10 protein-coding genes and 1 pseudogene are annotated in these 10799 nt (G+C 35.7%); 4 read left to right on the top strand and 7 right to left on the bottom strand.

What is annotated here, in order from left to right; all coding sequences use genetic code 11:
- Positions 1 to 17 precede the first annotated feature (17 nt).
- From WG67_RS07195 to WG67_RS06630, 3 genes and pseudogenes are all read left to right on the top strand, one after another.
- Positions 18 to 398 carry an ATP-binding cassette domain-containing protein gene (locus tag WG67_RS07195; RefSeq protein WP_458695002.1) on the top strand — a complete coding sequence of 127 codons (381 nt, stop codon included), beginning with the start codon at positions 18 to 20 and terminating at the stop codon, positions 396 to 398.
- 243 nt (positions 399 to 641) lie between these two features.
- Positions 642 to 1474: pseudogene (locus WG67_RS06065) on the top strand (IS5 family transposase).
- Positions 1467 to 1640: a hypothetical protein gene (locus tag WG67_RS06630; protein ID WP_156768655.1), complete on the top strand. Its 174-nt coding sequence runs from the start codon at positions 1467 to 1469 to the stop codon at positions 1638 to 1640. The pseudogene WG67_RS06065 and the gene WG67_RS06630 overlap by 8 nt, the downstream one beginning before the upstream one ends.
- A 210-nt stretch (positions 1641 to 1850) precedes the next feature.
- On the opposite strand, the gene WG67_RS07200 is transcribed toward WG67_RS06630, so the two are convergent.
- Together WG67_RS07200 and WG67_RS01950 are read right to left on the bottom strand one after the other, a co-directional pair.
- On the bottom strand, positions 1851 to 2021 hold the full coding sequence (locus WG67_RS07200) for a phage major capsid protein (protein WP_044471203.1): 171 nt from the start codon (positions 2019 to 2021) through the stop codon (positions 1851 to 1853).
- Positions 1996 to 3123 carry a phage major capsid protein gene (locus WG67_RS01950; RefSeq protein WP_245683387.1) on the bottom strand — a complete coding sequence of 376 codons (1128 nt, stop codon included), beginning with the start codon at positions 3121 to 3123 and terminating at the stop codon, positions 1996 to 1998. The genes WG67_RS07200 and WG67_RS01950 overlap by 26 nt, the downstream gene beginning before the upstream one ends.
- Before the next feature lie 74 nt (positions 3124 to 3197).
- Here WG67_RS01950 and WG67_RS06635 point away from each other — a divergent pair, with 74 nt between their 5' ends.
- On the top strand, positions 3198 to 3392 hold the full coding sequence (locus WG67_RS06635) for a hypothetical protein (RefSeq protein WP_156768656.1): 195 nt from the start codon (positions 3198 to 3200) through the stop codon (positions 3390 to 3392).
- Between the two features lie 192 nt (positions 3393 to 3584).
- On the opposite strand, the gene WG67_RS01955 is transcribed toward WG67_RS06635, so the two are convergent.
- The 5 genes from WG67_RS01955 to WG67_RS01975 form a co-directional block, all read right to left on the bottom strand.
- Positions 3585 to 4382, bottom strand: a complete 798-nt coding sequence (locus WG67_RS01955) for a hypothetical protein (protein ID WP_070356821.1) — start codon at positions 4380 to 4382, stop codon at positions 3585 to 3587.
- 49 nt (positions 4383 to 4431) lie between these two features.
- A complete protein-coding gene (pyrF, locus tag WG67_RS01960) occupies positions 4432 to 5106 on the bottom strand; it encodes an orotidine-5'-phosphate decarboxylase (RefSeq protein WP_010082622.1) in 675 nt (224 codons plus the stop codon).
- Between the two features lie 30 nt (positions 5107 to 5136).
- Positions 5137 to 6459, bottom strand: a complete 1323-nt coding sequence (locus tag WG67_RS01965) for a coiled-coil domain-containing protein (protein WP_010962610.1) — start codon at positions 6457 to 6459, stop codon at positions 5137 to 5139.
- 176 nt (positions 6460 to 6635) lie between these two features.
- Positions 6636 to 8141, bottom strand: coding sequence for an ATP-binding protein (locus WG67_RS01970; protein WP_070356822.1), 1506 nt, complete (start codon positions 8139 to 8141; stop codon positions 6636 to 6638).
- A gap of 66 nt (positions 8142 to 8207) precedes the next feature.
- Positions 8208 to 10799 (bottom strand): valine--tRNA ligase (locus WG67_RS01975; protein ID WP_179945731.1); only part of this gene is annotated, 2592 nt, incomplete at its 5' end.

The following is a 10799-nucleotide window of genomic DNA, read 5'->3' on the forward strand; positions in this document are numbered from 1 at the left end:
GTAGTGGTAAATCAACATTGTTACGTTGTATACAAAAACTCGAAGTTTTAGATTCTGGTAGCATTGAATGCAATGATAGTACTGGTTTTGTATTTCAGGATTTTCAACTTTTCTCACATATGACTGTCTGGGAAAATCTTACATATGCTCCCAAACTTAAAAACAAAACTCAGGATCAAAGTGATTCACTACTTGAGTCTTTGGGTATTGCCTCTAAAAAAAATGATTACCCTAGTAATCTATCCGGTGGGCAAAAACAGCGGGTTGCGCTTGCCAGAAGCTTAATGATGAATCCAAGGATTCTATTATGCGATGAGCCAACGTCTGGTTTAGATGTAGCAACAATAGTCNNCATAATATCAACACCACCAATAGTAGAGATATGGGTATTACTATGATTATCGCTTCTCACAATTTGGATTTTTTAACAAAAATATCAGATCGGATTATTCTGTTAAAAAACGGAAAAATAATTGTAGATATCAATCCTAAAGAAATTGATGAACCAACAAACTATTTAAAAAATCCTCCTTATCATTATCTATCCTTATCACATCCGGACTTCTATGAAAAGAGCTATAAGAGGTTGTCCGGAAACAAGTAAAAGGCTATAATATCTGAAATTTTAGTACGGGGTAAAGATGAGAAAAAAGTATCCAACAGATCTAAGCGAAAGGGAATGGGCAAGAATAGAAAAACACTTCAGAGTATCATACAAGAAAGGAGGAAGGCCGCCAAAGTATAGCAAAAGAGAAATATTAGAAGCAATTTTCTATGTATTGCGTACAGGGTGTCAATGGCGGTATTTACCAAATGATTTTCCGCTATGGAAGACTGTGTATGAGCAGTTCAGGCAATGGAAGAAGCAGGGAATTTTTGAGAAAATGAATTATGAAATTACAAAATATAGTAGAAGAAAAATAGGAAGGAATGAGCAGCCGAGTGCCTGTATAGTAGATAGTCAATCTGTAAAGACTACAGAAAAGGGGGGATCAAAGGCTATGATGGAAGTAAAAAAGTAAAGGGTAGAAAAAGGCATATAATTACAGACACTCAGGGTTTTATACTAGGTTGTTACGTAGGCGCTGCTAACGAAAATGATAGAGATGGTATTAAAATAGCATTAAACAATATGAGAACAAAATATACTAAAGTTAAAAAAATGTGGGCTGACATGGGATACCAAGGAAGAAATTTAAAGAATCACATAAAGGAAGAATATGACATAGATATTGAAATTGTTAAAAGGCCTCCATGTAGATTTTGGGTGCACAAAGATACGCCACCTGAGCTACTACCAACAAGAGAACAAGGGTTTAAAGTACAGCCAAGAAGATGGGTTGTAGAAAGGACTTTTGCTTGGGTTAATAGGAATAGAAGGCTATCGAAGGAGTATGATTTACTCACAACATCCACTGAGAATTTCATATACCTAGCTATGAGTAGGGTTATGTTAAAGAGGGAATATGCTTGAATTTACTAGTTTCCGGACAACCTCTAAGCAGCAAAGTGACGGGTATAACTGTGGAATATTTGCGTTAGAAAATGCTCATAAAATTACACAAATGCTTAACGAAGACAAATCATTTGACGAAATTGACAAAAAGTTATCAGAATATAAATACATTTTCAACAGATAAAAAATGATGCCATTTCGCTAACAAGTAGCGGAATGACGAATTTTTGTTTTTCAAACTGTCGGTAAATCTAAGTCAGTTTAGCTATATGTGTCAAGCACTGGGATGACACCCTCCTGATGGGCCAAAATCACAATGTTCGTACAGTTATGGAATGAATCGCGGTATGACGTGTTGCTTTGATCAGCTATAAAGATGATGCTGCGGAAGTTTTTAGTACTTGCTCGCAACTTTCAACAATTTAATAGCACTGGTGTTTACAACCTCTCCGCCGACACGCTTAGTGACAAAAAACCTCACATAAGGTTTATTCGTATAAGGGTCTCTTAATATTCTCATTCCTCTGTTATCTACAATCTTATAAGCTTGTTTGAAATCTGCCATCAGCAATTACTGGTAGCTGATTGTTTGGCGCTGGTGGCATATCGGCAGATTGATATACTGGTATTCCCATTAAAGTATCTGGAGCTTCAAGCGACAGACTTGGCTGCCAGAGATACTGACCTGTTTGAGATTTTAGCAGCCTGATATCCTTCAACGTACTCCTGTTCATCAAAAATGACGCATTTTTGGAATAATATTCGTCCAGAGAGTAATACAACATCATTATTGAATCACTATCTAATTTTTCAGTTTTAACTTGCTCTATTTTATTATAACTGTTTCCATTTTCATAAGCTAAAATTCCTTTTGGTTGAAAAGTGCCCTCACCCTTAATGAAGGCTTCGCTTTCTTCCTTACTAAAAGTCTCGGCAATCTTTTCCACCAGCCAACTCTCAACATCGACAAACGCATCATCGAGTAACTTTTGTGATATTTGTGGTTGAGCATATAACTCGTAAGTTGTGACGGAAATCTTTTGGATTTTGGGCGTGTCCGTATCTTTTGCAAAATCATACTTAGACTTATTGCCACCGTCCTCATCATCTACTGTTTCACTGCTCCAACCTGCACCGGCGCGGTCAAAATCTTCTATAATGTAATCCAATGTTTCAGTAGAGATTCTTTGACTGGAGCATATTTGTCGCATTGGGGACGAATCAGTTACGCGCTTGTTTATGCGTTTTACAATATGCGGAGTAACTAGATACCCCCCGATATCACTGTCATCTCCACTGAGGGTTTTGTGTGATAAACCGCTTTCCATTCCCTTGCGGATATAATCAGAAAAATATTTATCGCTTGTGCTAAAATCTGTATTTACCTCTGGGCGTTGAGCTGCAGTTTCGATCAAGTCTAAACGCTCTTTGCAACTATCAATGGCATTATTTACCTTGCATAGCTGCTCAATTGTTGCAGAATCAGCACGCCCTTTGCTTTCAATTTCTTTTAGTTTGCGATCATTTATTAATTTAAATTGCTCCCATGATGAAGCGAGTTCATTGATACGGTGAGCGATATCGGTAAGTGACATAATAGCCTCCTTTGAAAATGAAATAAAAATGGAAATAAGGTAATAGGAATGGCATCCATAGATGTTTCCCACAGTTGTACGAATATTACAATATGGTACATAGTAAACGATGTCATTCCAGTGCTTGACACTGGGATCCAGCTTCTATGCAACTAATTAAAAACGTTTGTTTTAGCGTAAGACAACTACCTTTAGCTCATCAGCTCAGTTATAAGCAAAATTTCTGGATTCCAGTGTCAAGCACTGGAATGACATCATCTGTTGTGCAATTTACCTTTAAAAATGAATATCCGTACAGTTATGTGCTTGGCACTGAAATGGCATCATTTTTTATCTGTTGAAAATGTAAACCGAAAAATAGCGTGGCACTTTGTGCCACGCTTAGTACTGTAAGCTTAATCCAGTAATTAAATTAAGCGAGGTAAAGTAAAAGATAATGACACTATATAATGTTCGTTCTTTTATGTCAAGCACTTTTTTGAATTTTTTTGGTGATAATTTTTATCCAGTTATTTTATTATTGTAGTATAATTTCAATGCCAGATACTATCATTATGATCACTATCTAAATTTAAATCGTAATTATCATCAAATTTATATATCCCCTCCATCTCTTCTCTATGCAATTCATGTGAATCACCTAAAGCTTTTTGATTAGAAACGTCAACATAATACTGTAACAGTGCTCTTAATGCTCCAGCACTATCTTGATCTAAATTAAAATTGCTAAAATCAAATTTCTGCATATTCTCCACATGTCCTTCTCTACATAACCTACATATCTTAGCAAAAGCCCTTTCACTTTCTCGACTCCAAGCATTAAGAAAGTAAGGATCTACTACTTTGCTAAATTGTTTCTCTATCTCTTCAAGAGAGCTCTCTGGATTAAGTTCTAATATTACTTTGAAAATCCCACTGCCATGGAATCCATAAAATTTACTAGATAAGCTATCTTTTACAAAATTAACTGCATCATCTATTGTAACACCAGAGCGAGATTCAAATATCATCTCAAATGCTCCATAACAACTATCAATACCAAAATTAATTATTTTTTCCATAAAATCAATTACCTCTTCTAAGGAAATTTGTGGCTTATTCCTCAAGATAACTTCTAAACTCTTGACAAAATTATGCCCATGCTGACCCATAGCATGGGTTTTCCCATTTATTGTATAATGATATAGCTTCTTATTTTCTATTATATGCTTATTGCACTGGTAGATATGTAGCTTATTCAATTTGCCAGAATATTCCTCTATTTCCTTATCTGGTAATTTTGAGCGGAATTCCTTGATTACTTCGCGTATTATTCTATTGATATTACTCATGCTTATTCCTAATTAATATGTTAGTATTTTTATAAATTAAGTTATTATATTAAAATTCTTTCATGGATTTCAATATTAGCTCCGCACTACTTGTAGTTTTTGTAATGGGTCTGCCAATGACGATATAATCAGCTCCTGAATTTATTGCTTCTTTTGGTGTTGCTGTTCTTTTTTGGTCGTCATGACCTGGATCTATACGAATTCCTGGAGTAATAATTTTAAAGTCTTCACCGCATTCTCGGCGCACTTCCTGAGCTTCCAATGCAGAACAGACTATTCCATAGAGTCCAATCTTTTTTGCAAGCTTTGCAAGCAAAATTACCTGTGATTTTACTTCTCTTGCTACTCCAAGCTCGTTTAAATCCTCATTGCTCATACTAGTTAGCACTGTCACTCCAATCAGCTTTATTTTTGTGCCTTGCACTACACTTAGCGCTTCTTCAAGCATTTTTGTCCCACCGCTGATGTGCAGAGTTAACATTTCAACGTTCAGAACTTTTATTACTTCAACTGTTTTAGCTACAGTGTTTGGAATGTCATGCAATTTCAGATCTAAAAAAATTGGTACATTGCATTTTGCAACTTCTTGCACTCCAGAAAGACCTTGAGCAGCAAAAAATTCTAATCCCAGCTTTACCATGCCAACTTTACCACGCAGAGCATTAGCTAGAGAAATAGCCTTATTTAAGTCTTGTGTATCCAGTGCGCATATTATTGGGTTCATTATCTTGCATGATTTATCTTATAATAAGACTCATTGTTGTGTTTTGCAAATACTTTCACTCTGATTGAACTGACTGCGTTCATAAGATTCTGTCAATAGTGAATTTGGCAACTTGGTCGGGGTGGATGAGCGACTGACAAATAATGATTCATATCCAAGATCTTCCAGCGAAGAAGAAGGCGTTTCGTCTGGCAAAAGCCGTGCAATTTCTCCTTGTAACGCAGACTTTAATATTTGAATCGTATCTAATATTGCTTTTCCATCATTATTTCTTATTGGTTCTTCTATATTGTCTGTTACGCATCTTATCAACAGTTGCGCAAAATTCACTTGTTTTTCTTTCTCTTTCAAAAAATCTTCTATTTGACTGTCTCGTTCTAAAAGTGAATTTCTTAAACTTTTTACTTCATTATTACAATCTTTTCTTATCCCATCTAACTCAAAAGATTGATTTTTAATTAAACCATTTGCTTCATCTAACTCTTCAAATTTCTCTTTTAATTCTTTAGATAAATTTTTCTTTTCTTTGTTGACCTCTTTAATTTTACATTGTAGCTTATCTAAGTTTGCATGCAGCCTTTCTTGTTCTTCACGTAATTCCTCTACTTCTTTAGAAAGTTTATTTTTTTCCTTATTCAATGCCTCTACTTTTTCACTAAGTTCATGTTTTTTCTCACGTAGTGCCTTTTGTACTTCACGTAACGTTTCTATTCTATCATTTAACCCCTTATTCTCTAGCTCTAAATGTTTATTATCATCCACTTCCATCTTCAGCTTTGCAATAAATCTACTTCTTTCTTCCAACTGTTTCTTTAAACATGAGATTTCAAGTTTTAATTTCTCTTCCTGCTCATTAAGCTTACCTATTTCCTTTCTTGTTTTGTCCAATTCATTGTCTATTTCAAACGTACGATTCTTTGCTGTTTCTAATTTTTTCTCTAAAGATTTTTTTTCTTCAAGAAGAGATTCTCTCTCAACTTCTGACTCATTTACTTTCTGATCCAATCTTTTTGCTCTCTTGTCTAAATTTTGCTTTTCTCGAGTTAATTCATGTTTTAATTTTTCCACTTCTTTGTTTGCAGCTTTTTCAGCTTCCTTTCCTAGAGTTATTTTATTTTCTAACTCTTGCTCTTTCTGAGCGAATTTATTTCTCTCAACCTCTATTTTTTTATTATTACTAATTATTTTATACGAAAGTGCAAGCACCAAAACAGATAATGTAGCTAAAGCAAGAATTAGAGGAAGAGGCACATTAGAAGTTACAATAAGCGCTAAAGATGTAAGTAACGTAAGAGTAGCTAAGGAACTAGCTATAAAATAAAATGTGTTAGCCTCACTAAGCAAATTGCTCATTACTCCCCTCCTCCCCCCACGTTCAGCAGTCTTGTATATATTTATTAAAATTCTCTTATCTGTGGAGGAATTATAGTGCTGCACCTACAACAAACTTCCCATCTTCAGTCTGCTAGCTAAAAAATGACTTAGACCTTGTGTATCGAGTGTACCATTGTACTTATAAGTCTAGTTAGCTATTGATCGGGGTAGAACATACTGGTACATCCAGAATCACATGAAGCGTCATTCAGCTTATTTGATGGTCTGGATGTGTATTGCTGTGATTCTCCTATAGAATTTTCAATTTTCCTGTTAGTCTGCTTATTCGACACCTCTCCAATATTATATTTAATACAAAAATCTTTAATTATAGTATAAGCAGAAGTTCTAATCTTGTTGTTTAACTTTTCAACTATATAATTTATAAAACATTCCACATCTGCTGCTGAGATAGAGAGTGTTGTAAGTGTTGTTTCGTTTAAAATTCTTGAGATAGCATGCTTGTACTTTTTATTTTTTAATTTTTCATTCAGACCATCCTTCAGTATATTCTTAAGTATACTTCCTTCTATCATAGTAAACTTGAGTTTACTACTCAAACGACTTCCCCTAACAAGTGATGCATCTAAATCTTGCAGACTAACATTAGTTGTAGCAAACACCGTCACACCTTTATCAGCTTCATCGAATCTAGTGAAAAAATAATTTAAAGGTACTCGATTGGCATCAGTGCGTCCCTTGCCAAAGCTGTCGATTTCATCTATAAGAACTATACAAGGAGCGTTTTCGTTTGCTTTATTAAAAAGCTCATTTATATTTGATTTTTCAAGCAAATCAGCTCCAGAAACTTTTATAAATGTAGTTAGAGATATCAGCTGATCCCCAATCGCCTCAACAATTGAACTCTTACCAGTTCCTCCTGGACCGTGAAAAATGAATCCTCTTTGTATTTTTTCTTGCTCTTCTTCTGAATCACCTGATTTTGCTGAAGACACTATATTAATATTATTTTTTATTGATTCATAAATATTTACTAATTTTGTTTTTATCTCTTTTATAAATATAAAATCCTCAAATGCTTTCTTCCCTCTTTTTTCACCTTTTGCGCAAAATTTCATAAAAATCTTTTCTTGTGTTTTACTTTCTGTTGCAGCACTAGCAATCTTTGCCTTTAGCTCTTCCATTTCATCTTTTGTTGCAGCACTACCAATTAGCTTTTCAACTTCATTACTAAGCTTATTTATCTCTTCTTTTGTTGCAACACTAGCAATCTTTACCTTTAGCTCTTTCACTTCATTGTTAAGCTTATTTAGCTCCTCTTTTTTTGCAGCACTAGCAATTAGCTTTTCAATCTCATTGTACTGACTACTAAGCCTCTTATTTAGCTCTTTGATTTGAGGCTCTAAGCTTTGTATTATATTTTCTTGCTCTTTAGCTAATCCATTTTTTTCATTAGGTTCTGCTTTTTGTGCATCAAGCTTTTTATTCTGGCTGATCATTTTACATGAAAGTACAAGCACCAGAACAGAAAGTATAGACAAACTCAAAGCAACAGGAAGAGCTACATTAAAGGCTGCAACTGAAGACAAGAACTCAACATAAGGGGCAACGGCAAGTGTCCCAGACGCAAGCAATACCAAAGTAGCAAGAGCACCAGCTATAAGATACGGTGCATTGGCTTTATTATATAAATCCCCCATTATTATTCCCTCATACTAATAATGATTACAATAGCATGGATATTAAAGGAAGTAAAGCTATAAAAATCAATATAAATCTATATTCACTATGTATTTCTCGTCTTCAGTTTCAAGCTCAGACTGCATCCACTCTATCGTTTCCGCATTGCAAACTGCCTGCAAATCATTCTGTGCGGATTGATCCAACTTATCCTCTCGTAGATCTGCTTTTATCATCAACTTTTTTATCAGATGCTTAACTGATACATTATTATCTGCCTTTATCTTTCTGATAATGTTTAATATCTGAATAACATTATCTCCCATTTCCTCTGAATATTTATCGTAGATAAGTTCTTCTTTGCTTGGCCAATTACTTTGATTGTGTACAGAATTATAACTATACAACTGGTGGTATATCTCTTCTGTAATGTATGGCAAGAAAGGTGCAAATAACCGCAAAATAACATTTAACACATACGCCAAGCTTTGTTTTGCACTTAAGGTTGCTTCACTGCTTCCGTACGCACGTTTTTTTACTAACTCCAAGTAACTATCACAAAAATCCTTCCAAAAAAATTCCTCTATTGCGCCCAAAGCTTCGCAGTATTCAAACTGTAATAGGTTATTTGTTGCTCTTTCTATAACTTTGTATAACTTAGACAATATCCACTTATCCATTGTCTCGTGAGCAGAATTTATGCTCATCACTTGATGCTTTTCCATGAACATGGAAACGAACTTGCTAGCGTTCCAAAGTTTTGTAACGAGGCGCTTGCCAATTTTGAATGTATTTTCAGAGTAGACTGTATCAACTCCAAGCCTTGAGTTCGCTGCCCAATAGCGCACTACATCAGCTCCATAAGTTTCAAGTATTACATGAGGAGTGATGATGTTACCCTTTGATTTACTCATCTTTTTCTTATCATCTGCTAAACACCAACCGCTGATCATAATGTTTTTCCAAGGTAAAGAATTTGCATGATAATGTGCCTTTAAAATAGTATAAAAAGCCCAAGTTCTTATTATCTCATGGCTCTGGCTGCGCAGATCTGCAGGAAATATCTTACCATAGCGATGATTTGGTAAGCTAAACTCACTGTTTACTGCCAGTGCACTTAGTTGAGGAGTAATTGAACTTGTGGCCCAAGTATCCATTACATCTTGATCTGGGATAATCTCTTCTTTGCTATACCCTTTTGGTAAATCTTTCGATGGATCTATAGGTAGGGCCTTTATTTCAGCTAGGATGATTTTGCCCTCTTCTCCTTTACGCTTGGAATACCACGCTGGAAATGGCACACCAAAATAGCGCTGCCTTGAGATGCACCAGTCCCAATTTAGCCCTTCTATCCACACTTCCATGCGTTTACGCATATTGCTTGGGTGCCAATTGCATTCTTTTACTTTATCTAATACTTGAGCTTTTTGCTCTAAGGTCTTGATAAACCATTGATAAGTAGGCAATATCTCAAGTGGTGCACCAGATCTTTCTGCACACTTAACAGAATGAGAAATGTTAGTGCTTTCTACCAAAAGTCCTTTTTCAGTTAGGATTTCGATTATCCGCTTTCTTGCTGCTGTAACTTTCAATCCATTTATTTCATTTAGTATATCGTCTGTCATCCGAGTAGCTGACACTGGGATCCATTCTTCTTTCTGATCACACCCACCTTCCTTTGTCATCTGAGTAGCCCTTTCTCCTGTCATCCCAGTAGCCCCTATGGTGTCATCCCAGTGCCCAGACACTGGGATCCATATTTCTTCCTTCTGACCATGTACTGAATGAAGGCTCATCCTCCCATCCTGATCGATGATAATTTTCATCGGTAGATTATGCTTTTGCTGCCAATATATGTCGAGTTCATCACCAAACGTACAGCACATAACAAGCCCAGTGCCTTTATCTATTTTAACCTTATCATCAGCTATTATTGGAACTTTTGTCTCTGTGATCGGCACCACGGCTGTTTTTCCGATCAGATGGGTGTAGCGCGCATCCTCTGGATGACAAAAAACTGCAACACATGCTGGAAGTAACTCAGGTCGCGTAGTTGCAATGTTGATCTGCTCATTTTCTTCAGTAGAGAAAACTATCGTATTTAAGGATGACTCAAAAACTTTATCTTCTATTTCTGCTTGCGCAATTGCTGTTTTATCAACCGGGTCCCAAAGGATGGGCTGCATTNTTCTATATGCATACCCTTTATTATATAGATCAATAAACGACATCTGTGAAAGCGTCACAGTTTCCTTGCTGATCGTGTGATATTCCAAATCCCAGTCATAACTAATGCCGACCGATTTAAATAGTTCCTTGAATTCTTGCTTTGATTTTTCAATAACCTCATGGCACATCTCTATAAATTTTTCCCTGCCAACTTCTTTTGCGCGGGTTTTATAGGTTTGCTCAACCAATCTTTCAGTGGGAAGCCCATTATCATCAAACCCAATTGGGTAAAACACATCTTTTCCCAGCATGCGCTGAAACCTTGCAATAAAGTCCGTGTGGCAATAGCTAAATATATGGCCAATATGCAATTTACCCGATATTGTCGGTGGAGGTGTGTCTATAGTGAAAGTGTTATCCTTTTCACCATTCCACCTGTAAACTTTACTGCCTTCCCACAATATGTTGCATTTGTCTTCAACTTCTTTAAAGCCGTATTTTTCTTTTAA

The sequence above is a fragment of the Wolbachia endosymbiont of Drosophila incompta genome, from assembly GCF_001758565.1.
Taxonomy (GTDB): Bacteria; Pseudomonadota; Alphaproteobacteria; order Rickettsiales; family Anaplasmataceae; genus Wolbachia; species Wolbachia pipientis.

What these genes read in the sequence shown, in the direction of transcription:
- WG67_RS01955 (WP_070356821.1), bottom strand. Translation starts at nt 4,382, where the DNA reads ATGAGTAATATCAATAGAATAATACGCGAAGTAATCAAGGAATTCCGC.
- WG67_RS01970 (WP_070356822.1), bottom strand. Translation starts at nt 8,141, where the DNA reads ATGGGGGATTTATATAATAAAGCCAATGCACCGTATCTTATAGCTGGT.
- pyrF (WP_010082622.1), bottom strand. Translation starts at nt 5,106, where the DNA reads ATGAACCCAATAATATGCGCACTGGATACACAAGACTTAAATAAGGCT.
- WG67_RS06635 (WP_156768656.1), top strand. Translation starts at nt 3,198, where the DNA reads ATGCAACTAATTAAAAACGTTTGTTTTAGCGTAAGACAACTACCTTTA.
- WG67_RS06630 (WP_156768655.1), top strand. Translation starts at nt 1,467, where the DNA reads ATGCTTGAATTTACTAGTTTCCGGACAACCTCTAAGCAGCAAAGTGAC.
- WG67_RS01965 (WP_010962610.1), bottom strand. Translation starts at nt 6,459, where the DNA reads ATGAGCAATTTGCTTAGTGAGGCTAACACATTTTATTTTATAGCTAGT.
- WG67_RS07200 (WP_044471203.1), bottom strand. Translation starts at nt 2,021, where the DNA reads ATGGCAGATTTCAAACAAGCTTATAAGATTGTAGATAACAGAGGAATG.